The organism is Natrialba sp. PRR66, assembly GCF_034808065.1.
GTDB lineage: Archaea > Halobacteriota > Halobacteria > Halobacteriales > Natrialbaceae > Natrialba > Natrialba aegyptia.
Genome location: NZ_JAXHGN010000004.1, coordinates 127,226 through 150,791 on the forward strand (window position 1 = coordinate 127,226; position 23,566 = coordinate 150,791).

Annotated in this window: 19 protein-coding genes and 1 pseudogene; 11 read left to right on the forward strand and 9 right to left on the reverse strand. The window is 60.2% G+C overall.

What is annotated here, in order from left to right; all coding sequences use genetic code 11:
- Positions 1–18 precede the first annotated feature (18 nt).
- The 4 genes from SM755_RS14745 (at position 19) to SM755_RS14760 (ending at position 4,657) form a co-directional block, all read left to right on the forward strand.
- Positions 19–1,224: an acyl-CoA dehydrogenase family protein gene (locus tag SM755_RS14745; protein ID WP_323173327.1), complete on the forward strand. Its 1,206-nt coding sequence runs from the start codon at positions 19–21 to the stop codon at positions 1,222–1,224.
- A 2-nt stretch (positions 1,225–1,226) separates the two neighbouring features.
- Positions 1,227–2,387 (forward strand): acyl-CoA dehydrogenase family protein, encoded by a 1,161-nt coding sequence (locus tag SM755_RS14750; RefSeq protein WP_323173328.1) that lies wholly within the window; start codon positions 1,227–1,229, stop codon positions 2,385–2,387.
- A 243-nt stretch (positions 2,388–2,630) separates the two neighbouring features.
- Complete coding sequence (locus SM755_RS14755; RefSeq protein ID WP_323173329.1) at positions 2,631–2,798, forward strand: hypothetical protein; 168 nt, start codon at positions 2,631–2,633, stop codon at positions 2,796–2,798.
- Positions 2,799–2,905: 107 nt separating this feature from the next.
- Positions 2,906–4,657: an AMP-binding protein gene (locus SM755_RS14760; RefSeq protein WP_323173330.1), complete on the forward strand. Its 1,752-nt coding sequence runs from the start codon at positions 2,906–2,908 to the stop codon at positions 4,655–4,657.
- A 192-nt stretch (positions 4,658–4,849) separates the two neighbouring features.
- Here SM755_RS14760 and SM755_RS14765 read toward each other — a convergent pair whose 3' ends face one another.
- Positions 4,850–6,100 (reverse strand): acyl-CoA dehydrogenase family protein, encoded by a 1,251-nt coding sequence (locus SM755_RS14765; RefSeq protein WP_323173331.1) that lies wholly within the window; start codon positions 6,098–6,100, stop codon positions 4,850–4,852.
- A 158-nt stretch (positions 6,101–6,258) separates the two neighbouring features.
- On the opposite strand from SM755_RS14765, the gene SM755_RS14770 reads away from it, so the two are divergent.
- Positions 6,259–7,332 (forward strand): phosphotransferase family protein, encoded by a 1,074-nt coding sequence (locus tag SM755_RS14770; RefSeq protein ID WP_323173332.1) that lies wholly within the window; start codon positions 6,259–6,261, stop codon positions 7,330–7,332.
- A gap of 238 nt (positions 7,333–7,570) precedes the next feature.
- Here SM755_RS14770 and SM755_RS14775 read toward each other — a convergent pair whose 3' ends face one another.
- The gene (locus SM755_RS14775) at positions 7,571–8,032 is read right to left on the reverse strand and encodes a MaoC family dehydratase (RefSeq protein WP_323173333.1); all 462 of its coding nucleotides are present in this window, start codon (positions 8,030–8,032) and stop codon (positions 7,571–7,573) included.
- Between the two features lie 104 nt (positions 8,033–8,136).
- Positions 8,137–8,934, reverse strand: a complete 798-nt coding sequence (locus SM755_RS14780) for an enoyl-CoA hydratase-related protein (protein ID WP_323173334.1) — start codon at positions 8,932–8,934, stop codon at positions 8,137–8,139.
- Between the two features lie 171 nt (positions 8,935–9,105).
- On the opposite strand from SM755_RS14780, the gene SM755_RS14785 reads away from it, so the two are divergent.
- From SM755_RS14785 to SM755_RS14800, 4 genes are all read left to right on the forward strand, one after another.
- Positions 9,106–11,142, forward strand: a complete 2,037-nt coding sequence (locus SM755_RS14785; RefSeq protein WP_323173335.1) for a TRAP transporter fused permease subunit — start codon at positions 9,106–9,108, stop codon at positions 11,140–11,142.
- Between the two features lie 127 nt (positions 11,143–11,269).
- Positions 11,270–12,040, forward strand: coding sequence for an SDR family NAD(P)-dependent oxidoreductase (locus SM755_RS14790; RefSeq protein ID WP_323173336.1), 771 nt, complete (start codon positions 11,270–11,272; stop codon positions 12,038–12,040).
- A 430-nt stretch (positions 12,041–12,470) separates the two neighbouring features.
- Entirely contained in the window at positions 12,471–13,496 is a 1,026-nt protein-coding gene (locus tag SM755_RS14795; protein WP_323173337.1) for a TAXI family TRAP transporter solute-binding subunit, read from the forward strand.
- Between the two features lie 2 nt (positions 13,497–13,498).
- Positions 13,499–13,633: a hypothetical protein gene (locus SM755_RS14800; protein ID WP_323173338.1), complete on the forward strand. Its 135-nt coding sequence runs from the start codon at positions 13,499–13,501 to the stop codon at positions 13,631–13,633.
- A 7-nt stretch (positions 13,634–13,640) separates the two neighbouring features.
- Here SM755_RS14800 and SM755_RS14805 read toward each other — a convergent pair whose 3' ends face one another.
- Positions 13,641–15,359 carry an AMP-binding protein gene (locus tag SM755_RS14805; protein ID WP_323173339.1) on the reverse strand — a complete coding sequence of 573 codons (1,719 nt, stop codon included), beginning with the start codon at positions 15,357–15,359 and terminating at the stop codon, positions 13,641–13,643.
- Positions 15,356–16,021: an enoyl-CoA hydratase/isomerase family protein gene (locus SM755_RS14810; protein ID WP_323173340.1), complete on the reverse strand. Its 666-nt coding sequence runs from the start codon at positions 16,019–16,021 to the stop codon at positions 15,356–15,358. The genes SM755_RS14805 and SM755_RS14810 overlap by 4 nt, the downstream gene beginning before the upstream one ends.
- A gap of 409 nt (positions 16,022–16,430) precedes the next feature.
- Here SM755_RS14810 and SM755_RS14815 point away from each other — a divergent pair, with 409 nt between their 5' ends.
- Positions 16,431–17,621: a CaiB/BaiF CoA-transferase family protein gene (locus SM755_RS14815; RefSeq protein WP_323173341.1), complete on the forward strand. Its 1,191-nt coding sequence runs from the start codon at positions 16,431–16,433 to the stop codon at positions 17,619–17,621.
- Between the two features lie 230 nt (positions 17,622–17,851).
- Here SM755_RS14815 and SM755_RS14820 read toward each other — a convergent pair whose 3' ends face one another.
- The 4 genes and pseudogenes from SM755_RS14820 to SM755_RS14835 all read right to left on the reverse strand — a co-directional run bounded on the left by SM755_RS14820 (position 17,852) and on the right by SM755_RS14835 (position 23,164).
- Positions 17,852–19,057 carry a CoA transferase gene (locus SM755_RS14820; protein WP_323173342.1) on the reverse strand — a complete coding sequence of 402 codons (1,206 nt, stop codon included), beginning with the start codon at positions 19,055–19,057 and terminating at the stop codon, positions 17,852–17,854.
- A gap of 902 nt (positions 19,058–19,959) precedes the next feature.
- Positions 19,960–21,267 (reverse strand): annotated as a pseudogene (locus tag SM755_RS14825) (RNA-guided endonuclease InsQ/TnpB family protein).
- A gap of 155 nt (positions 21,268–21,422) precedes the next feature.
- On the reverse strand, positions 21,423–22,376 hold the full coding sequence (locus SM755_RS14830) for an electron transfer flavoprotein subunit alpha/FixB family protein (RefSeq protein ID WP_323173343.1): 954 nt from the start codon (positions 22,374–22,376) through the stop codon (positions 21,423–21,425).
- A complete protein-coding gene (locus SM755_RS14835; protein ID WP_323173344.1) occupies positions 22,373–23,164 on the reverse strand; it encodes an electron transfer flavoprotein subunit beta/FixA family protein in 792 nt (263 codons plus the stop codon). The genes SM755_RS14830 and SM755_RS14835 overlap by 4 nt, the downstream gene beginning before the upstream one ends.
- 146 nt (positions 23,165–23,310) lie before the next feature.
- Here SM755_RS14835 and SM755_RS14840 point away from each other — a divergent pair, with 146 nt between their 5' ends.
- Complete coding sequence (locus tag SM755_RS14840) at positions 23,311–23,520, forward strand: hypothetical protein (RefSeq protein ID WP_323173345.1); 210 nt, start codon at positions 23,311–23,313, stop codon at positions 23,518–23,520.
- The last annotated feature ends 46 nt before the right edge of the window (positions 23,521–23,566 follow it).

The window sequence follows — 23,566 nt, forward strand, 5'->3', positions numbered from 1 at the left end:
GATTGCGACAAGAGACCAATGGATTTCAGCTACACGGACGCCCAAGAAGCGTTTCGGCGCGAGTTACGGGCATGGCTCGAGGAGAACGTACCGGGCGGATGGCTCGATGGCGACCGAAAACTGCCGGACGACGAAGACGAACGGATTCGATTCCTGACCAACTGGCAACGAATACTTGCGGAAGACGACTGGGCCGGCATCCACTGGCCCGAGGAGTACGGCGGCCGCGGCGCGTCGTTAATCGAGCAAACGATCTACCGAGAGGAGATGGCTCGGATCAACGCGCCGCCCCAGATCAACGTCATCGGCATCAACCTCATCGGTCCGACGCTGATTGAGCTGGGCACGGAAGAACAGAAGCGACGGTTCGTTCCGAACATCCTCAGCGCCGAGGAGATCTGGTGTCAGGGGTACTCGGAACCGGAAGCTGGTTCCGACGTCGCGAGTCTGACGACTCGTGCCGAACGGGACGGCGACGAGTGGCAACTCAACGGACAGAAAATTTGGACCAGTTACGCACACGTCGCCGACTGGTGCTTTCTGGTCGCTCGAACAGATTCTTCCGGGACCAAACACGAGGGGTTGACCGCATTCCTCGTCGACATGGACCAGGAGGGGATCAGCACCGAACCGATTCGTCAAGCCAACGACGACCGCAGTTTCAATCAGGTCTACTTCGACGACGCGGTCACGACCAGTAACATGGTCGTTGGTGAGGTCGACGAGGGCTGGGATGTCGTTATGGCTCTCTCAGCGTACGAACACGGCATGACATCGATCTACTCCATCGAGCAGCGGTATGAGAAGCTCCTCGAGTACTGTCGGACGGAAACTCGCGGCGGGACGCGGCTGATCGAGAAGCCGCACATCCGTCAACAACTGGCCGACTTCGACGCGCGCATTCAGGCGGCGAAGGTGAGTCACTATCGGAACGTGAGTAAGCAACGAGAGATGGGGTCACCGGGCCCCGAGGGATCGATGGACCTCGTGGTCAGCGACGAACTACGAAAGGACCTCCTCAATTTCGCGGTAAACGTGCGGGGGCCGGCCGCGGCGCTGTGGGAAAACGGCCACGAGGGTTTCGACGAGACGAGCGGGTACATTCGATCGTACGGGTCGTGGATCGCCGCCGGAACTGGCGATATCCAGCGAAACATCATCGGCGAACGGGTGCTCGGCCTACCGAAGGACATCAAGAGTGAAACGAGTCACAGGAGTGAGTAATCATGGATGCGAGACTGACTGAAGAGCAACGACGAGTACAGGAGACAGCACGCGAGTTCATCGACTCCGAAGGCGGTATCGAACTCGCCAGGCGGCAACTGGAAGGCGACGACGAGGTTATCAACGAGCTGTGGGGAAAGTTGGCAGACCTCGATTACACCGCGATAACCGTCCCGCTCGAGTACGACGGGTTCGGTGAGGGGATGGTGTATTTGGCGGCGCTTCTCGAGACTGCGGGTCGGTACGCGTTACCCGGTCCGCTTCCCGAGACGGCAGCGGTCGCGGTGCCGTTGCTCACGGAACTCGGCACCGAAGAGCAGAAATCGAGGTACCTCCCAGCGATCGCCGACGGTGAGGTTCGGATGAGCGTCGCCGCGTATGACGACGCGACCGAACCGCTCCCGGAGGGGATTCGAATGCGCGCCGAACGACGTGAGAGCGATGATGGGGCGGAGTTTCGGATGGATGGGACGAAGACGCTCGTCCCGTACGGCGGTGATGTCGACGCGGTTGTCGTCGTCGCACGGACTCGGGACGCCCGCGGCTACGAGGGGGTTTCCCTGTTCGCTATCGAGACAGATCGAGAGGCCGTGGAGGCACGGCGGATGGACAGTCTCGACTGGACGCGACCGGTATACGAACTCGTCTTCGACGACCTCACGGTCGGTGAGGAGGCGCTGTTGGGACCGCTTCACGGCGGCGGAACCGCGCTCTCGAACGCGATGGAACGGTTTACCGTTGCGGCGATGGCGATGCTGACTGGAGCGGCCGACCGCGCGGTTGACCGCTCCGTCGAACACGGAAACGAACGTGAGCAGTACGGCTACCCGATCGGCAGATTTCAAGCCGTTAAACACCGGATCGCCGATATGTGGCTCGACATGCAGAGCGCCCGCTCGCTGGTCTACTACGCCGCGTGGGCTCTCGACAACGAGAAACCGGACGCGGGACGCGCCGCCGCCGCGACGAAAGTCTTCGCAGCCGATCGACTGCACCGCGTGTTCGGCGACGACATCTGGAACCACGGTGGCATGGGCTTCACCTGGGATCACGACGCACACATCCACCTGAAACAGGCCAAGGGCTGGCGGAACTTCCTCGGGTCACCGGAAGCGTACCGCGAGCGCCTCCTCGAGGCCCGACTCGCCGCGGAATCGGAATAGATCGCATCGGTAGGCGACGATACCTATCGGTATCCGGTAGGTGAACGAACAGCACATGCACGCTACCTCCGTTTCCGGCGTCGATGAACTCGGGCGAGAGACGTGTCTCTAGGACCTCAGACCCCGAGACCGTGGGCTCGAAACGATCTGAGTGACAAGCTGGGGTCATAGCGCTGCTCCGCCCGGGACCCGACTCCTCGAGCGAACGGAATCGATCGAGGACATCTACGGCGAAGATTTCGGGTGCTCCAACGGGTCCGCGAGTTCATCGAAATCGCCGGGTCGTTCTGTCAGAGCGAGCGCGTCGAGTACGACAGGCCATTTTTCGATCTCTCGGGCTTCGCGATCGACGCCGGCGAGCACGCCAGCCCGACGATCTACGTGGCCGCGATGGGCAATCTCGACCGGTAGCTTACTGGCGAGTGTTCGCGGACACATAGATGCCGTTATTGGTCCCTCACGCCGGGCTCGGGTGCCATTGCGGACATCGTCTAACCCCTAGCGTTATATACATGTGTATGAACAGCTACCATTATGATCGACGACGACCGCTCGAGCAGACGGATGAGTACGCACTCCGGGAGTATCCGAAGCCGACCTCGACCACGAACGCCACGCAACGCATGACCTACGATAGCATCTACGAATCCGTCACCGAACTGTACGACCGCAAACGAGCCTGGGACAAGCTGGTTACGGTTGGCGACAGAGAGTCATTGAACGTGGCCGAGGAGGCGCTCGGCCGGCACGGCGACTCCGAGGAGACCGGGCTTCGGCTGCGCGACTTCGAAACCGGTTCGAACAAGACGTACTCGTTCGCTGAGCTGAACGCCGCGTCGAATAGAGTAGCCAACTACCTCGCCGAAAACGCGGGACCCCGCGATCGGATCGCCGCCATGCTTCCCGCCCAATTAGAACTCTACGCCGCCGCATACGGCACTATCAAAGCGGGACGGGTCTACGTGCCGCTAGCGCCGCTGTTCGGTCCCGAAGCGCTGCAATATCGGCTCGCAGATTCGGGTTCGTCGGTGCTTGTAACCACGTCCAAGCACGTCTCGAAGCTCGACGGTGAGGCGGTACCGGCCCTCGAGACCGTACTCGTCGTCGACGGGACCGACGGACTCGATCTCGACGACCGGCCGGACGGGATCGATATCGAGTCCTACGACGTCGTCAGGCGGTCCGGGGCCGCGTTCCGGTCCGTCGAGACCCATCCGAGCGACACGTATGCCATCAAATACACGAGCGGAACCACGGGTCAGCCGAAGGGCTGTCCGTCGACCCACGAGGGAGCGATCCGACTCCACTCGTACCTTGAACACGTGGTGGACGTGCAACCGACGGACAGCTACTTCGTCGCGGCGTCGCCGGCGTGGTCATACGGCTTCACCGCCGGCATGCTCGCGGCGGGGTTGCGTGGAACTGCTGCCGGCTGTTACCGCGGACCGTTCGACCCTGAACAGCTCCTCGAGACCTTCGAAGAGTTCGACGTCACGAACGCGATGGTCCCGCCGACGGGACTCCGCAAGCTTCGAGCGTCGTCCGTCTCTCCTGACGATTACGACATCGACCTCCGGGTGCTCGTCTCTGCCGGCGAATCGTTAGACGAGTCAACGGTCGAGTGGTGCGACGACGCGTTCGGAACGCGGCCGCTCGATGCCTACGGACAAACTGAGTCAGGGATGGTTGTGGCGAACTACCCGTTCCCCGACTGGGAGATCAAACCGGGGAGCATGGGCAAGCCGGTCCCCGGCTACAAGGTGATGCTACTCGACGAAGACGGGACTGACGTTGGTATTGGTGAGGTCGGTGAAATCGCAGTTAAGCGCGGCGAGAATACACGAACGAGCGGCTACTGGCGAGGCCCCGAGGCGTCGCTCACGGCATACAGCGGTCTCTGGTGGCGGACCGGCGACCTTGCGAAACGCGACGAGGACGGTTACTTCTGGTACGTTTCGCGGGCGGATCAGGTAATCATCTCCGCCGGCTATCGGATCGGACCGGAGGAGGTCGAGGAGACGCTGATGAAACACGCCGCTGTCGAGGAGGTTGCGGTCGTCGGCGCACCGCACGAGACTCGCGGGAGTATCGTCAAGGCGGTCGTCGTGCCGACATCGAGTTCGACTCCCTCGGACGCGCTGGCGTCGGATCTCCAGTCGTTCGCTCGATCGCGGCTTTCGAAACATGAGTACCCCCGCGAGATCGACTTCGTCGACGAGCTCCCGAAGACCTCGAGCGGGAAAATCAAGCGTTCGGAGTTAGAGGCGTAGCCGGCGGAGACCCACCACACTGATGATTCCCGTCTAACGGACTCAGAGACCCTCGATCGACTTATCGACGAGGGCACGATCCGACGTTCTTTCGAGGCGGCGATAGGGAGACGACCAGCGTTCATGTCACAATAAACGAAAGAATCGCTGAATCGAGTCCAGTAGCGATGAGAGCTGATGTCGAAGCCGTACTCAGTGGCTATCGTCGGGCTCGACTAGTCGATCAGGATCGAACCGGAGGACGCGTTCCATCTCGTCAGATGGAACGTCCTCGAATGCCCAGCGGGCGATGGACCGGCGGTGAACCTCATCTGCACCGTCGACGATACGGAACTTACGGACCTCCTCGTAGAAGTGTGCGATCGGAAGATCCTTCCCAATACCGTTGGCCCCGCAACACTGTAGTGCCAGATCGATCACGTCGCTCGTGACGTTCGCCGTGAACGTCTTGGCCATCGCGACCTCGATACGGGCGTCGCTGCGGTCGAGTTCGCGGGCCGCGTGACGGATCATCGTTCGTGCCGCGTGCAAGCGCGTCTCCGCATCGGCGACGCGATGTCTGAGGGCCTGTTTGTCCGATAACGGTTCGCCAAAGCCCTCTCGTTCGCTCAGGTACGCCTTCGCGATGTCGAGGGCCCGTTGGGCCATTCCCGAGTACCGCATGCAGTGTGTGAGCCGCCCGCCGCCGAGACGAAGCTGCGCCACCCTGAAGCCTTCGCCTTCCTCACCGATCGTATTCTCGACGGGAACGCGAACGTTCTCGTACTTGATCTCGGCGTGGCCGCCGACCCGATCGGTGATATCGGCGCCCATGTGCGGGATGTTTCGGACGACGTTCACTCCCTCCGCGTCGGTCGGCACGAGGACGATCGAACTCCCTTCGTAGGGATGGGCGTCGAAGTCCGTTCGCGCCATCACGAGGAGGAAGTCCGCATCCATTCCATACGATGTCCACCACTTGTGGCCGTTGATAACCCACTCGTCGCCGTCTTTGAGGGCCGACGTCCGCAACATCTTCGGATCCGAGCCGCCCCCTTGCATGGGTTCGGTCATCGAAAACGCGGAGGAGATCTCTCCCTGCACAAGCGGACGGAGCCACCGCTCCTTCTGGTCCTCCGTTCCGACCTTCTCTAAGGCGTGCATGTTCCCCTCCTGGGGCGCGTTGGCGCGGATCGAGAGCGCACCGATGAGCGATCGACCGACCTGCTCGAACGAAGGAAGCATGTCCTGGAAGTCGAGCCCCTGCCCGCCGTACTCCTCGGGCATCTGCGGAGCGAAGAGATCGCGTTCTTTCGCCAGTTCCCACAGCCTCTTGATTTCGGACATCTGAATTACGTCGTCGTCGGCGAGCGCTTCCCGCTCCCGTGGAATGACGATTTCGTCCATGAACGATTCGATCCGTTGTGCGACCTCCGTGGCCGTCTCGGAGTCGTGGTACTCCATGAGTTGGACGATATCATATACCACTGTAAATCCTCCGTCGATCACCGATCCGAACAGTTGACGCATAAGCGGTCCGGGATCTATTTGACGTTCCGGAACGCAGATAGTAGCATGGGTAACCGCGTTTCCGATTCCCTCGAGAGAGGTGGTGGAAAACGATGAGTGACGGCGACGAGGCGTTCTTCGACCGACTCGTAGACGAGGACCGACTGAGATCTCATCTCGAGTCCGCGCTCGGCCCGGCTGACGAGTTCGAGGTGGAGCGCCACCTCGACGGGCAGTCCAACGAAACGCTGTTCGTGACGTGGGGCAACCGGGACCTCGTGCTCCGCCGGCCGCCGCCAGGAGAGACCGCGGACACGGCACACGACGTCCTCAGAGAATACACCGTGATGGAGGCGCTACAGGAGACGTCGGTTCGAGTACCGACGACGGTGCTACCCGTGGAGGACGAGGACATCATCGGTTCCGAGTTCTACCTGATGGAACGCGAGGATGGCGTCGTTAGCAGGGCCGAAGAGCCGACGCAGTTCGCCGAACCGCGACACCGCGAGACGATCGGGCGCGAGTTGATTGACACGCTCACCGAGATCCACAACACCGACTACGAAGCAGCGGGACTCGGCGAATTCGGTTCGCCTGGCGGCTTCACGCAGCGGCAGGTCGATCGGTGGGAATCGCAGTACGAGTGGGCGTTCGAGGTGACCGAAACCGATCGACCGGTGCCCCACATCGATGAGGTGACGTCGTGGCTCCAGTCGAACGTTCCCGAAACATACCCACATACGCTCGTGCACGGAGATTACAAACTCGACAACGTCATGTTCGCCACTGGAACGCCACCGGAGATTGCCGCCGTCCTCGACTGGGAGTTATCGACGGTTGGCGATCCATTTACAGACCTCGGCTGGCTCCTCACCTTCTGGCCAGAAACGACGGCCGAGACCGATATCTTCGGCTCTCCGGGAGGCAGGGAGTTCCAGCTCGCGGAGGGCTATCACTCGCGCGACGAACTCGTCGATTACTACGAGTCCTGGACCGGTTACACGTTCCGGAACGAGCGGTTCTACCGCGCGCTGGCGATCTATAAGATCGGCGCGCTCAGCGAGATGTTCTACCGGCGATACCTCGAGGGGAACGCGGACAACGAAACGTATCCGCGGATGGAGGAGCGAACGGTAACGCTCGTCGACTGGGCTCGCCGTATCGTCAACGGCGAAGAACTCGCGTGAGGCAACACCCGAACGCCGTCTCTATCTCTGTCTCGTAGACCGATTGTGCAGGACGACGAACACCAACCATATCCGTCGAGGACAGTCTCCCGTCACTGACTCTCGCGTCCGATGTACGAGCGTCCTGACGATTCACATATCAAATCCGCATCCTTGAGTCGCGTTCCGATTCGGCGGATCCGCCTGCAAACCGGCGGTAGTCAGTTGCCCACGTGATCAGTAGTCGCCATTGGCGGCGTCAGTCCGCAGCGTCGGCTCGGCGGACGATGTTATGCGAAACGATCGACATCACCTCTTCGTCGGCCTCATTGATAACGATCCGGCGGAAATCGACGTAGCCGCGATCCGACCGGGACGACGATGGCGTCTTCTCGAGGACCGAAATTCGGACGCGAAGCGTATCGCTGGGTCGGACCGGTTCGTGCCAGCGCAGATCGTCCATACCGAGGCCACCCATGTTCGCGATCCCGTCGTCGCCGTCGATGATATCCGTAATGAACAGCCGAACCGACAGGCAGAGCGTGTGGAGACCGCTTGCGACCAATTCGCCGAACATCGACTCCTTCGCAGCTTCCTCGTCGGTGTGGAACGGTTGCGGGTCGAACTGCTCGGCGAACGTGATGATTTCCTCCTCCGTGACCGTATAGCTCCCCGTCTCATAGGTCTCACCGATCTCCAGATCCTCGTAGTGATCCGTCATAGCAATCGGATCGGTGAGGAATAGATTAAAACATCCGATTCGCGGACTTCCGGTCTCCGATTGTCGATCGAAATCATCCGAAGCGAACGGATCGATCGACCGGATCAGTGCCCGCTGAAGTCAGGTTCGCGATCCTCCCGAAACGCGGCGACGCCTTCGTCGTGATCAGCAGTCCCGTAGGCGATGTTCTGTGCTTCCGCTTCGCGTTCGACCGCCTCTCGTATCGTCCCACCGTACGATCGATCGATGTTCCGTGCGGAGTATCCGAGCGCGATCGTCGGGCCGGTCGCGATCCCTTCGATCAGTTCGCCCGCAGCCGACTCGAACTCGTCCGTTCCGTATACGTGGTTGATTAAACCTAGCTTGTGTGCTCGTTCGGCGGAGATGATCTCGCCCGTGAGGGCCAATTCCTTCGCCACGTTCCAGCCGACTTCTCGGGGGACGAAAAACGATGTCGCGAAGTCCATCGACAGGCCGATGTTTCTGAACACGAGTCCGAACGCTGCCTCGTCGCTCGCCAGTTGGATATCGCAGGCGAGAGCGAAGCCGACGCCGGCACCCAGACAGTAGCCGTCGATCTTGGCGACCGTTGGAACGTCGCAGTTGTAGATCCGAATCGGGATCCGCTCGCAGGACTCGATGAGGTCGCGGACGCGGTCTCGAGATCCCCGTTCGGACTCGTCCCGGTCTTCCATTCCGCCGATGTCGCCGCCGGCACAGAATGCGTCTCCGGTTCCTTCGAACACGACGCATCGAACGTCGTCCCGCTCGTCGACGGCGTCCAGTGCGCTCTCGATTCCTTGCTTGATGTCGTCCGACAGTGCGTTGAGTCGTTCGGGCTGGTCGAGTGTGATCGTTGCGATTCCCTCGTCGAAACTTGCTGTCACGGCATCGTCCGGCATACTCGGTAGATTACCGTCGGACGAGAAATACGTTGTGCACGGGTTGTTCCTTCCGTGATCAGAGACGCCGGTTCCTCAAGGCAATCGGAGTTCAATTTGATGCGGGAGACTGTGGCTCTCACGGTATTTGTTCGCATAAGTATTATTAGGTCGTAGCCAATCGGAAAGAGTATGGCCGAAACAGGAGCGACGCCAACAGACGGAGATGGAGACACTCCAGACGACATCGACGACCTTCCCGAAATTATCCCTCGCTCACGGTCCGATCTATCCCTCGAACGCGGCGTTCGCATCCTGCTTTACACGCTAGGTATCGTGACCGTCCTCTGGCACCTGTACTACGCTTACAGTGGTCGAATGCCGAGGTCACAGCACTCGAACATCCACTTGGGGCTGCTGCTGGTCGCGTTCTACCTCTCTGATCTGGATTTCTCCCGCGAGAGCGTGCGCGGACGGTTGAACAACGCCGCTTCCGCTGCGTTGGTTATCACTATCGCCACTACAACGGCGTACGTACATGTTAACTATTGGCGATGGCTCAGGGAGGCGCGAGAGCAGTTGCTCTACACGAACACGGATCTGATCGTCGGTGCGATAATTATCCTGGTCACCATCCACGCGACGTGGAAGGCGTACGGAAAACTGCTCGGTCTCGTCACTGTTTTCGCGATTGTCTACGGCTACGCCGGCCCGCTCTTCCCCGGAATTCTCAACCACGGCGGCTTCTCCTTGGAGACGATCATCTACAGCAACTCGGTGGCGCTGAACGGCGTCTACGGGTTCCTGATCGGGGTCGGTGCCACCTGGGTCGTGATTTTCATCTTCTTCGCCGGTATCGTCGAGTCTTACGGAGGAATGGAGTACGTAATCAAGGTCGGGAAATCCGTCGGCAGCCGAGTCAGTTCCGGCATTCCCCAAACCGCAGTCATCGCGAGCATGCTCATGGGGTCGATCACCGGGAGCTCGGCCGCTAATGTCGCGACGACCGGTTCGTTCACCATCCCGCTAATGCAGAACAACAAGATTTCCGATAAGTACGCGGCCTCGATCGAGTCGATCGCAAGCACCGGCGGACAGATCTTGCCGCCGGTCATGGGATCGGCCGCGTTTCTGATGGCGGACATCATCGGCGTTTCCTTCGTCGACATCATTCAGGCCGCGATCGTTCCGGCGCTGCTTTTCTACATTGGCATGGCCTTTACCGTCCACCTCTCGGCAAACCGACACGGATGGCTGCTACGCGGAGACGACCTCCGCAACGTTTCGGACGAGGAGAAGGCTGGCGTCGTCGAGACGCTAATCAGCACCGCCCCGTACACATTACCGCTCGTCGTGTTGATCTACACGCTCATCGTCCTCCGGTGGGACCCGATGAGCGCGGGCATGTACGCGATTCTCACCGTCGTTCCGGCCGCGTTGGTTCGCGATCTCATCATCGACGGATCCTCGACGAAGACGGTCCGAGTCTGGGGCCGACGAACTATCGAAGGCTGCAAGATCGGCGTCGTCAATATGGCACCGTTGGCGGCCGTCCTCGCCTCCCTCGGCATCGTCATTCGGATCATCACACAGACCGGCTTCGCGTTGAGTTTCTCGCTTCGGATGATCGCTCTCGCGGGCGGCGTGTTCTTCGCAGTGCTTGCGCTCGCGATGTTCGCGAGCATCCTGTTCGGACTGGGAATGCCGACGCCAGCCGCGTACGTCGTCGTCGCCGTGCTGACCGCTCCCGGTCTCGTGCGTCTCGGCCTCGGGGACATCACCGCCCACATGTTCGTGTTCTACTACGCGTTGCTCTCGACGATCACCCCGCCCGTCGCGTTGTCCTGCGCCGTGGCCTGCGGGATCGCGGGTGCGACCTTCTGGGATGTCTGTAAAGAGACGATGCGACTCGGTCTGTTCGCGTTCCTGATTCCGTGGGTCTTCGTGTTCAACGAGTCGCTCATCTATTGGGACGGCGCGACGACCGCTCTCATGTTCGTGGCCGCATCGGTTGGAATCGTCTCGGTGGTTATCGCGCTGGTCGGCTACGACTTCCGCGCGAACCTCGGCTACCCCGCGCGAACGGTGTACATAGCCGCCGGACTGGCTATCTGTTTCGTTCCGAATATGACACTCAAAATCGTCCTCAGCGCCGTGCTGGTGGTGTGGCTGCTCGCCGTCGTGAACGGGAGCGTCCCAGCCCTCAAGACTGTACGAACCTCTCGTTGATACGGCCGCGGCCTCTTCCGTGGCCGGTATCGAACCGGCCGCTTTCGAGGAACACGTTCTCGAGCCCTGTCACAGTCACTGACGGGAGATCGGAACGCATTTAGCGTTCATTGTGAATTAATAGCATATGATGGACGAAAAGACCGCGTACGTTACCGGTGCTAGTCAGGGAATCGGACGACAAATCGCGATCGAACTCGCGGAGCGTGGCGCATCGGTCGGCGTCGCGGCACGAAGTGACGGTATCTACGACACAGCAGAGGCGATCGGCGACGACCGAGCGCTCGCCGTGAAGACCGATGTCACGGAGGCCGATTCGATCGAAAACTCGCTCGAACGAACCGCAGAGGAGTTCGGCGGAATCGACTGCGTGGTCAACAACGCCGGCATCGGTGGCCCGCACAAGACCGTCGAAGAGCTACCGCTCGAGGAATGGGAGCGGACATTACGCGTCAATCTCACCGGCGCGTTTCTCGTCTGCAAGCACGCGTTACCATATCTCAAAAAGAGCGAGCAGGCGAGTCTCGTCAATATCTCGTCAATCGCTGCAAAGGATCCGTATCCAACTCGAACGCCGTACTCGGCGTCGAAAGCGGGGATGATCGGATTCGCACGGGACCTCGCCTACGAGTGGGGTGACCACGATATCACCGTGAACACAATCTGTCCTGGTGCCGTTGAAGGCGAACGTATTACGCGAATGATCGAGAAGCAGTCGGAGAAACGCGGCATCTCGTTCGAAGAGGCAAAGAGACAGCGAATCACGGATCGGCTGCCGCTCGATAGCATCGTCGATCCCAGTGATATCGGAGCTCTAGTGGCGTTTCTGGCGAGTGAGAACGCACGGAACATCACCGCACAGGACATTAATATCGATTCGGGCGCTCGGCAGGACTAACGATGAGCCTGCTGGCCAGCCATCCCGACCGACGGCCGTTCGCTAGCACGTTCGGCGGAGTCAGCGATAGTTCCGATCGTATTCCAGGTTGCGCTTCTCGTTGAACACGGCGACCTTCTTGCAGAGAACGACGTTGAGTTCCGCGACCGTCTGCCGATAAAACGCGTTGCAGACGCCGAGTCTGTCGATGAGTATGGTATCGCGATTCTGTTGCCCGTTTCGTATCAAACGTCGCCGTACATAGTGGTAGAACCACCTCAAGCGACGCGGCGACGACGCCACCGCGCCGCGAACGTGCAAATAGCGCGATGCCGTCTCGCTTGATTGGTATGGCAATAAATCATCATAGCTCCGAGCATCGGTGTCCGACCGGGGAGTAATAATGCCGTTCTCCGATACATATATGCATGATAGTTCTCTTTAGTGTGGTATGGGTTACCGAAATTCAACCCGCCGAAAGACACTAACAGCGATTGGAGCCACCGGTGCGTTCGGACTGGCGGGCTGTCTCGATTCGCTCGACGAACTGGGCGGTGGCAGCGGCGACACGATCCAGATGCGGACTTCGACGGAGGATACGGCCGCCTATCAGCTCTCACAGGGAATCGCTGCCGTCGCCGACCAACAAGACGAGTTCACTGTCGACGCGCGGCCATCGGACGGCGCGTTACAGAGTATGCGGCAACTGGACAACGGCACCGCCGACATCGCATACACCGACTCCCTCAATGCGTGGCAAATCGCCAATGAGATCGGCGAATACGAGGATAATCCACTCGAGAACGAGATCCAATCGGTGTTCTGGTATTACAATATCCAGGGCGGTCTCACCGCACGCGATCGAGATACCGCCGAATCGGTGACCGACCTCGGAGGACTGTCAGTGAACCCGAATCCGGTGGGAACGGCGATGCGGACCCAGATGGAGGCACAGCTCGAACACGCGATCGACCTCGGCGACTACGACGAACTCGCGCTTGGATATGGTGAAGAGGGCTCCGCACTCAGCGAGGGGACGGCCGACATCGTGAGCGACATCCGAATCAACGCGTCGTTGACGCCGAGCTACGTCGAGGAACAGTACTCGATCAACAACAACGCGTGGCTGCTGACTTGGCCGGACGAGGTCGTCGAATCCATCGAAGGAGATGACCGACCGCTGACGGGCGAGTACATCAGTGCGGAGGATGCCCCGGGACCAGACTACGGCGACCGCGACGAGGAGTACTGGACCTCCACGGTCTACAACACGTTCGTCAAAGCCGACATAGGCGAAGATGTCGTCTACGACCTCCTCGAGATGATCGTCGAGAATCTCGAGGAAGTGTCTGAATATCACGCTCTCGCCGAGGACTGGGAGGACGTTGAAGCGCTCGCCGGACCACCGTCAGAGATCCCCGATGTCGAGATGCACCCGGGTGCACAGTCGTTCTTCAACGACCAGGGCGTGCTCTGAGTATGAGCGCGCTTCGAAACGCGCTCGAGGCACTCGAACGGCCAGCAGACGTCGCAAGCGCAGTGGTATACCTCTGCGACGCGTGGTTCGTTACCGGCGAGCCGTTGCACGTCAACGGCGACGAGCCGATGCGGTGAGGCCGAGTTACTGATAGCCGTCCGGAAGCTCCTCCCGATAGGCGACGCGGTCGACTTTCCCGACATCGGTCCGGGGAAACGAGTCGCAGCGAACGACTTCCTTTGGAACCTTGTACTCCGCGAGATTCCGCTCGGCGAACTCGAAGATCACGTTCTGGAGTCGCTCCCCCACTGCCGCCGCGTCGGTCGGGATAACGTGAGCCTCGAGCACCGACCCGCGTCGCTCGTGGGGCGCACCGACGACGATCACGTCGTCGATGGCATCGTGTTCCGAGAGCACGACCTCGACCTCGCGGGGAGAGACGGTATGACCGGACACCTTGAGCGTGTCTTTTCGTCGCCCCAGAAAGTACAGGTAGCCGTCGTCGGTCAGCCGGCCCACATCACCGGTGTGGAGGAAGCCATCCGATTGGAGGACGTCGTCCGTCGCGTCCGGTCGGTTCAGGTAGCCTTCCATCACCGAAGGCGACCGGAGGACGATTTCTCCTGAGTCCCCGGCCGGGAGCGGTTCGTTCGTCTCGAAGTCGCGGATTTCGATCTCGACCCCGTAACACGGCTGGCCGACGAATCCGGGTTCGGTTCGAGAGTTGCCGTACGTGTGCGTGTCCGTCGTGTGGGTTTCCGTGAGCCCGTAGCCGGATTCCTGAACGTAGGCCCCGGTCAGCTCTCGCCACGCGTCGCTCAGTTCCCGCGTCAGCGTCGTCCCAAAGCTCGAACAGTTGGTGAACTCGCGTCGGTCCGACAGCGAAGTGAGGTCGTACTGCCCGACATCGGAACGGCCGATGATTTCTTGTATGGACGGCACTGCGAGCCACGTCGATGTGACCTCGTGTTCATCGATCGCTGCCATCACCGCTTCGGGATCGTACCGGGCGAGGAGAACCGCGTGACAGCCGGTAACCGCCAAGGCGTCGCAGTACCGCTGTTTCCCCGCAACGTGGAACAGCGGCATCGTCCCGAGGAGCACGTCCGGCGATTCGTATCCCCGCACTTGCGCGGTCGTCGTCGCTTTGAACAGCAGGTTCCAGTGGGTATGAATACATCCTTTCGGCAACCCGGTTGTGCCGCCCGTGTATTGGAGGAGAGCCGTCTCGTCGAGGGCGACGTCAGGGAGGTCAACCGAGTGATCTTCTGCAAGCAGTTTCTCGAAGATCATCTCGTCACCAACCGCTGTGTTGACCGACGACTCGTCAGCAACGACCGACGGCAAGACCGACTCGTCGACGCTCCCGATGAATTCGCCGTATGCCGTCACGACGATGTCGGAGACGTGCACGTCGGCGATCGACTCGCGCGCGACATCGATCGAATCCGTGTGGGTCACCAGCACGTCGGTACCGCTGTCGTCGAGCTGTCTGGCGACGGCGGGCGCTTTGAATTGCGGATTGATCGGTGTGACGGTCATTCCGGCCCTGTGGGCGCCGTAGTAGGTGATGAGAAACTGCGGCGAGTTCTGGAGGTAGACGCCGCAGACGTCCCCTTGACCATAACCGCGTGCCCGCATCGATTCGGCGAACGCGTCGGTGAGCAAGTTCAGTTCGCGCCACGAAAGCGTCCGGCCGTAGAACGTCACGGCCGACTCTTCGGGGCGGTTCCGAGCGTGGATGCGAACGTACTCGTGGACTGGCCGCCGTCCGGCGGGAAACGACAGCGTTCGGGGGAGGTCGTCGGACCAGCTATCCCGGCTCACTTCGAACGATTCGTCCGCCGGTGGAACGTCACTCACGCGTCGTCCCCTCGCCGATTCAACAGACCAATCAGTTCCGCGACGGTCTCGGCGTCGTTTTCGCCGACGGTCGTGAGCAACTCCCGAGCGCGGTCTTCGGCCGTGTCGGCGGGGACGACGTCGGTCGCGAGTTCGAGCGACCGAGCGCGTTGCGCGTCGATCTCCTTGCCGGTCAACAGCAACTCCGCCGCCGGTTTCCGCCCGACGAGGTTGAGTAACTGATCGGCGGCACGCTGCGGAGCAATCCCGTATTTCACCTCCGGAATGACGAACGTCGCGTCGTCGCCGAGGACGACAAACTCGCAGGAAAGCGAGATAATCGCGGCCGCGCCGACCAGCGCGCCCTTGCCGGCGATCGCGACGGGACCGGGATGGGTCTCGATCAATCGGTACGCCTCCTGTAAGGTGTCGTCGAGTTCCGGATACTCTTCGTAGTAGTCGCCCGCCACAATTTCGGTGTCCATTCCCGCAGACGTCACCCGGCCCTTCCCCGTTATCAGGACCCCGAGACCTGCTTCGTCAGAGACCTGGGTGAATACGTCGTGAAGTCCATTGATCATCTCGGGTACCAGTGCATTGAGACTATCCGGTCGATTCAGCCGTATCTGGAGGAGATCCGCCGAACGGTTCAGTTCTACGAGTTCTGTGTCAACAGATACCATTAGCCAGGAGTTTGTCAAGAGGTCAATTACCTCTTTTGGTCCGGTCTATCGGCCGGGGGACGCCCAAAGCAGTGCAGGGTCAGGGAATCACTGAAGTCACCGTGCTGGCCGGCCACGATAGTACGATGCGGATCGTCCAAGAGGAAATCGGCGAGGAACTACCAGCGCATCGAGTGGTCGTTCGAGTCCTTACGCGAACAGTACGGCGCTACGAGGTACGAACCTGCGTCGTATTTCCGTGAACTCGTTTCGGAGGGCGAACCGGGAGGAACGTCAGTTCGAGATCTTACGAGTACTGACGGTGGCAACGTTACGACGCGATTCCCCAACTCGGTCGAAACGGAGGAGCGAGGGAATGCGCGAAAACCGTCCGGTACTGTTTTGGGCCCACCACTCGATTGGAAGGAACATGCAGCCGTTCGAAGAGATTGACGTGCTGGACCTGACTCAATCGATCGCTGGCCCCGTCTCGACGCAGTTTCTGTCGATGCTCGGAGCCAACGTCGTTAAAGTAGAACCACCGGAAGGAGATACGTTCCGTGGCCTGCTCGACGGGGCAATGTTCTCTTCCGTCAACCTCGCCGGGAAGCGGAGCGTCTGTCTCGACATGAAAACCGACGAGGGGCAAACGGCGGCGAGGGAGCTCGCCGACCAGACGGACGTCGTCGTCGAGAGCTTTCGACCGGGCGTCGTCGAGAAGTTCGGGCTCGACTACGAGTCGGTCTCGGAAACCAATGAGGATGTCGTCTATCTCTCACTCACCGGATTCGGACAGGAGGGTCCGTACACCGAGTGGCCGGCGTATGATCCGATTATCCAGTCGATGAGCGGATTGATGTCCACCATCGGCTACAAAGACCGACCGCCGGTTCGGATCGGCGCAAGCGTGATCGACTGGGGTACCGGCACAACCGCGGCATTCCTCCTTGCGTCGGCGCTGCTCGAGCGCGAGCAGACGGGTGCCGGCGAGTACATCGACGTGAACCTGTTCGAAGTCGCGACCGCCTGGATGGGCTACTGGATCGCCCACTACACCGGCACCGGCGAGCCCCCGGAGCGGTCCGGAACCGGATTCGCCGGACTGGCACCGAACGAAGTGTTCCACGCGGCGGACGACGAACCGTTCTACCTCAGCGTAGTCAACGATCACTTCTTCGAGCGGTTGTGCGAAACCATCGATCGGGAGGACCTGATCACCGACGAACGGTTCCATACGAACGAGCAGCGGTGGGAAAACCGGACTGAGCTCCGCGAGATACTAAACGACGAGTTCAGGATCTACGATCGGCAGGACCTCTGCGAGCGACTGGCCTCTGCCGGCGTTCCGGCCGGCCCGCTCCAGCACATCGACGAAGTCACCGAAGATCCCCATCTCGAGGCGCGAAATATGCTCACCGACTCGCACAACCTCTACACGGACACGCCGGTCAAAACCGCAAACCCACCGTTCTCGACGACCGACGGGCGGCCAGATCTCGGCGATCGCCCGCCCGCCCAAGGCGAACACACGCGTGCGGTCCTCGAAGAACTCGGTTACTCCGATGAACAGATCGAGCGAATGATTGAGGCCGGTGCCGCGGGACCGAGTGACAGAGGCTAGTAGGCGTCAGTCCAAGGTGTGCTCTCGGCTGCGGGCCGACCCAGCCGTGCATGACGTCCTCGAGTACGAAAGGAGACGCGCTCGTGGGAATCACTGCGATGGCGTTTCGATTCGGGGAGAAGGGAACGAAATCGACTGCGAGACGCACGTCGATGCCCTGTCGCCGAAATCGACACGAACGAATTGCACAAGCAGTCAGCTACGTCGCCGCTCGTCGATCGATCGCCTCGTCACTCGGTCTCGGTGAGTACGCCGCGTTCGACGAGTGCCGCTATTTCGTCCTCGTCATAGCCGCGTTCGCGGAGCACATCGCGGTTGTGCTCCCCGAGAAACGGCGCACGGCTTCGAAGGGAGACGTCGGATTCGGACAACGAAAGCGGCGTCGACGTCAATGTCAGTTCCTCGTACCGCGGGTGTTCGATCTCCTCGAAGACGCCGAGTTCGTCCATGTGCTCCATTTCCGCCGCTTCGGCGATCGTCTGGTACGGGGCGGCGGGGATCCCACGGTCATTGAGCGTTTCGACCGCATCTTCGACCGACTGATCCACGAGCCAGTCCTCGAACTGCGAGCGGAGCCACTCGGCGTCGTCGACCCGCCCCTCGACGGTTTGATAGCGCTCCTTCTCCAGCAGCTCCGGCCGATCGAGGAGTTCACAGTACGCTCGCCAGATCCGATCGGAGTACAACAGTAACGCGACGGACACGTAGCCGTCGGTCGCCTCGGCCGCGCCGTAGAGCATGTCCGGCTGATAGTAGAGGTTCCGTCCGCCCCGCTCTAGCTCCTCACCGAGGTTGTTGTAGAACTCGTAGGCCGCATCGAGGTTGTGTGCGAGCGCCTCGAGTAGCGAAATCTCCACTTTCTGGCCGCCGGTGGAGTCCAGGTCGATAAGCGCCCCGAGCACACTGATCGTTGCGCTGTAGGCTGCGAAGTAGTCGGCGAGCGACGACTGGGAGCGGATCGGCGGACGGTCGTCGTCGTAGCCGAGCAGACTCGTAAAGCCCGAGACGTGCTGTGTCATCGCGTCCATTCCGGGTAAATCCGCCATCGGTCCGGACTGACCATATCCCGTGACGTGGACGTAAATGAGGTCCTCGTTGATATCGCGAAGGGTTTCGTAATCGACCCCGAGGCGCTCTGCAACGCCGGGTGGCCAATTTTGCACGAAGACATCGGTCTCCTCGATGAGATCGTGGATTATCTCTTCCCCTTCATCGGACTTTAGATCGATCGAGAGCGCCCGCTTGTTCCGGTTGAACAACTCGAAGCCCGGGTTGTACGGCTCCCCGTTAAGCGTCCGCCGGTAGCTGCGATACATTTCGCCGTTCGGGGGCTCGATCTTGAGAACGTCCGCGCCCAGATCGGCGAGAAAGGTCGCACACAGCGGACCAGCGATCACCTGTCCGCAATCGATTACGGAAACGTCTGATAATGGCACATGCCTACGATTAACACGACCTGGCATGTAGCTATCGGATCAATAGACACCGATTCCAGTCGAATCTGACAGCAGCTACCGAACTAACAGTCCATCCGAGATCATAGTGATCGGCCGACTTGTCGTAGCTATCGGCGGCGGCGAACGATATTTCGTGTTGTCGATGACGAAGAGAAGGAGTGACCGTTGTGATCGAGCGTGGGCGTACCGAAGGCCCAGTCTTCGATCGATTCACCGATCTCCAGGCAGTCGATAGCTGAATCGGGCGTTGGACAGTGAACAGCACGGTAACGGACGAATGAGGACGACTGACGCCCTTTGGAGCGTCGGTACCAGTCGGAATCGAAGGTTGGCGTTCTCGGCTCATACGGAAACCGGATCCGACCGCAAACGAGGGTAGAATACTACCGACTCACGGTCAGGACCGTTCGTAGTTCCGTATTCTCGAACGGAATAGAGCCATCAGTCGCTATCTAAAACCCGATAAATCGACACGGTGATCCGATAATCGCCAAACTACTGCCCGCGATGTCGTTCCTTCCTAGCGAACGTATCGATAACTGTTGCCGTCACCAAGCGTTCTGGGTGATGCCGTATCTTACCAACCATACGCTTGGAAAGCATACTGCTTCGCTACCGTCGATCGGCCACTCGACACCCGCTATCGCGTCCGTTTCGCGTCGGATATCATATCTTGTGTGTCTTCCTCGGAGTGAATTCCTTCCCGTGTTTGTTCCGTAATGCAGAACATACACTTTCGAGTACTGTGGACGTATCTCAGACGGTCTGACCTCCTGGCTGCGGTCTCGAACGGGCCCGCCGATCAGAATCGTGCCGACCGTTTCTGTGAGTGAGACGAATTCAGTACACGCGGCTCAAGTCAACTACCCACCCTACTTCGCTCACCCTGACGGGTTCGCTCGTGGAGGGTGGGGCTTGTCCATGAACTCGGCCTCAAACCCTTCCGGGTGGGCGGTAAATCCGCCACTTGGCGTCACTGTTCCAGACTTTAGGGCAAGCTGACTGTTGCCCGTCCGCCGAGACGACTGTTGGCCCCGACGGACATACCGCATTCCGATGTTCTTCGCCGTCGCAAAGTCGCGTAGCGACTTTGCTGCGCGCCGGACGTAGTCCGGCGACCGCGTTGTAATCCGCGTTCGCCTCCGACTCGCACTTCACACAGTGGAAGTCGTTGCGTGCCGGGCGATTCTCGTCTGCCGTGAATCCACATTCGGCGCACCGTTTCGACGTGTACGCTGAACCGACTTGCTTCACCGAAACCCCCACCGCTTCGGCCTTGTACTCCACCTGTTCGTACAGCGTTCGGAACGCCCATTTGTGACCCCACGACGCGCCTGTGCGATCGCGGATATCGGTCAGGTTCTCGAACGCGATTACGTCGCACTCATATCGGAGTGCTTCATCTACAATCGCGTTCGAGGCTCTATGTAGCACGTCGCGAACGTAACGGAGTTCGCGCCCACTCGACTGTTCGAGCGTTCGGTGGGCGCTTCGCGTCCCGGTCTGTTGGAGTCTGGCGCGTATTTTTTCGAACTCGCGGAGGTTGTGGGTTAACTCCCGCCGCTGAAAAAGTAGGCGGTACTGGTGACAGCAATGTTTTCGATGCCGAGGTCAACCCCGAGGACTGTTCCGTCCTCGGCGGTGTTCCTCTCAGCATCATTCTTCGGTCGGCGGAAGCCGATATGCAAGAAGTAGTCGCCGTCACGGGCAGTGAGTGTGCTTTCTGTGACGCTCCACGTGTCCGATTCGAGGTACTGTCGCTGGTAGCCATCGTCGGATTCGGGAAGATCAAGCGGACACCGGACTCTGCTCTCCGTTGTGGAGAGAGAAACGGTGTCGTCCTCAAACAACGTCATCGTCCGGCTGTCGTACTTCACCGTGGGTGCGGTAAAGGTAGGCTTGCTCGCCTTCTTGTCTTTAGATAGGCGTTCGATACAGCCGGTGATGGCTTGTGCAGCTTGATGGGTGGCGAGAATCGCGTGCTGACTACCAAGGTCCGTTTGAGCGCGTACATCGTCGTAGGCGAGGGGTTGCACGTCGCTTTTGGCGTTGCATTTTTCCCACGCCATATCAGTGGCGATCTGGCAACCACGCTTCCACTCGGAGATGGTCTCTTCGAGAAGGTCGCGTTGCTCGTCAGTAACCTCAAGATGAGTGATTGCCGTCCGTCGCACGTAGTCGTCTGCCACAACTTCAATGTGGTCGTGTAGCTACTTATAGACCGGTGTTTGTAAACTATACGAACGCGCTCCTCCCCTCCCTACTCACTCGCTTTGCTCGTTCCTTGAGGAAAGGGACTCCGCTACTGCTTCAGTTGAAGCCGCGGGCTTCGTCACCGCTTCGATTACTGGAACTCGTCGATGAGTTCAGGGACGACGTCGAAGAGATCGTCGTGGATCGCGTAGTCGGCGATGTCCATGATCGGCGCGTTCGGGTCCGTGTTGATCGCGATAATCGTGTCCGAGCCCTTCATCCCAGCGACGTGTTGCACTGCGCCGGAGATACCGATCGCGATGTAGACGTCGGGCGTGACGACCTTCCCGGACTGGCCGACCTGCCGATTTTTGGGCAGCCAGCCGTTGTCGACAATCGGACGCGAAGACGAGAGCGTCGCGTCGAGCGTGTCGGCCAGTTCGCGGATCAGATCGAGGTTCTCCTCCTCTTCGATACCGCGACCGATCGAGACGAGTAGGTCGGCCTCGCTGATGTCGATGTCGCCGCCACCGACTTCCTCGAAGCCGGTCACCGTAGAGCCGATGGCGTCCTCGTCGATGTCCGCATTGAAGTCCCCGATGGCGGCATCGCCGGTTCCCTCGGCGGCGGGCCACTCGGCACCGCGGATCGTGACGATGGTCTCGCCGTCGAGTTCGGTCGTCGTCTCGACCTTTCCACCGTACATCTCGCGGGTCGCGACGAGCGTCTCGCCGTCTGTCTCGAGATCGACCGCGTCGGTGACGATCGGCAGTTCGAGTTCGGTGGCGACTGCGGGCGCGTAGTCGAGCCCATTGACGCTGTTGGGCGTCAGCACATACTGCGGTGCGAGTTCATCGTAGAGCTGGGCGATTGCCTGGGTGTAGACGTCATGGTTGAACTCCTCGCCGTGGGAAACGGTGTGGATGGCGTCGACGCCCTCTCGGTTTACCGTCTCAGCGAACTCGTCGACGGTGCCGCTGATGACCGCGAGGTGGAGGTCGCCACCGGTCTCGTCGGCGAGTTCGCTCCCGGCGGTGATGAGCTCGTAGCTCACGTCGCGAAGGTTGCCGCGGCGGTGGTCCGCGACTGCGAGGACGTCCGTCATTGTGCCACCCCCTCGTCGCGAAGGAGGTCACCGAGTTCGGCGGCTGTCTCGTCGGCGCTGCCCTCCCAGACCGTGACGTCACTCTCGCTTTCGGGCTCGTACATGTCGATCAGCTCGAGGTCGCTTTCGATGGCGCTCTCGTCGACGCCGAGGTCGCCGAGGTTCTGGACATCGAGCTCCTTGCGCTGGGCCTGGCGGATGCCCCGGAGGCTGGCGTAGCGGGGCTCGTTGATACCCGTCTGGATCGTCATGACGGCAGGCAGTTCGATCTCAGTGAGTTCCTCGACGCCACCTTCGAGTTCGCGCCGCAGTGTAGCGACTCCATCGGTGAGGTCGTGCTCGAGGTGGTTGACGACGGCACCCCACTGGTAGCCGAGATTGTTGGCGACCGAGACGCCGGTCGCGCCGAAGCTGTCGTCGCCGGCCTGGACGCCGCTCAGGACGAGATCAGGATCCTCGGCCTCGACGACAGCGCTGAGGATCTCGGTTTTCGCACCGACATCCAGCAGATCGACGCCGTCGAGTGCATTATCCCAGACGCGGACGGCGCGGTCAGCGCCCTTCGCGAGGGCCTGTCGGATGGTCTGTTCGCAGTTCTCCGGCCCGATGGTGACGGTCACAACCTCGTCGGCAATGCCATCTTCCTGGAGCTGGACAGCTTCTTCGATCGCGTAGTCGTCCCACTCGTTGAGATCAGCACCGAGATACTGGTCCGCAATCTCCGTTCCCTCGATTTCGAACTCATCTTCGACGGTCGCCACTTCTTTAACCGTAACTAGGATCTTCATCAGCATATTCCTGCCCGTCAAAGCGCATAAAATCACCGTTTTAGAGGAGTATATAGTGATGTTTCAAAGATGTACGCAACTAGCTGATTACGAATGCGACACGCCTGGTGATAACATTGAATAGCTTCGGCGTGATAACGAATTCCATGGATGATGAACTCGTTCACTGCAATGCTACTGACATCCAAGGCGATTCACGAGTATGTCACTACGACGAGCTCGCCGAGGCGACGAAGGAACGGCTCCCTGCTCTGTTGAAATCCAACGGTGGCGCTACAATGCCTCCAATTGAAGTCGATTTCGACGGCTGTGACTACGTGAAATACGTCGAATACTACGAAATCGTTCGTGACTAGCTCGAAGTACTTCAGTGACGCTGTTATGTATCTGTCCTACCATAAT

Coding starts and splice junctions, on each gene's coding strand:
- SM755_RS14840 (WP_323173345.1), top strand. CDS start 23,311: ATGGATGATGAACTCGTTCACTGCAATGCTACTGACATCCAAGGCGAT.
- SM755_RS14830 (WP_323173343.1), bottom strand. CDS start 22,376: ATGACGGACGTCCTCGCAGTCGCGGACCACCGCCGCGGCAACCTTCGC.
- SM755_RS14770 (WP_323173332.1), top strand. CDS start 6,259: ATGAGTGACGGCGACGAGGCGTTCTTCGACCGACTCGTAGACGAGGAC.
- SM755_RS14775 (WP_323173333.1), bottom strand. CDS start 8,032: ATGACGGATCACTACGAGGATCTGGAGATCGGTGAGACCTATGAGACG.
- SM755_RS14795 (WP_323173337.1), top strand. CDS start 12,471: ATGGGTTACCGAAATTCAACCCGCCGAAAGACACTAACAGCGATTGGA.
- SM755_RS14790 (WP_323173336.1), top strand. CDS start 11,270: ATGATGGACGAAAAGACCGCGTACGTTACCGGTGCTAGTCAGGGAATC.
- SM755_RS14815 (WP_323173341.1), top strand. CDS start 16,431: ATGCAGCCGTTCGAAGAGATTGACGTGCTGGACCTGACTCAATCGATC.
- SM755_RS14810 (WP_323173340.1), bottom strand. CDS start 16,021: ATGGTATCTGTTGACACAGAACTCGTAGAACTGAACCGTTCGGCGGAT.
- SM755_RS14800 (WP_323173338.1), top strand. CDS start 13,499: ATGAGCGCGCTTCGAAACGCGCTCGAGGCACTCGAACGGCCAGCAGAC.
- SM755_RS14835 (WP_323173344.1), bottom strand. CDS start 23,164: ATGAAGATCCTAGTTACGGTTAAAGAAGTGGCGACCGTCGAAGATGAG.
- SM755_RS14765 (WP_323173331.1), bottom strand. CDS start 6,100: ATGGAGTACCACGACTCCGAGACGGCCACGGAGGTCGCACAACGGATC.
- SM755_RS14760 (WP_323173330.1), top strand. CDS start 2,906: ATGAACAGCTACCATTATGATCGACGACGACCGCTCGAGCAGACGGAT.
- SM755_RS14750 (WP_323173328.1), top strand. CDS start 1,227: ATGGATGCGAGACTGACTGAAGAGCAACGACGAGTACAGGAGACAGCA.
- SM755_RS14780 (WP_323173334.1), bottom strand. CDS start 8,934: ATGCCGGACGATGCCGTGACAGCAAGTTTCGACGAGGGAATCGCAACG.
- SM755_RS14745 (WP_323173327.1), top strand. CDS start 19: ATGGATTTCAGCTACACGGACGCCCAAGAAGCGTTTCGGCGCGAGTTA.
- SM755_RS14785 (WP_323173335.1), top strand. CDS start 9,106: ATGGCCGAAACAGGAGCGACGCCAACAGACGGAGATGGAGACACTCCA.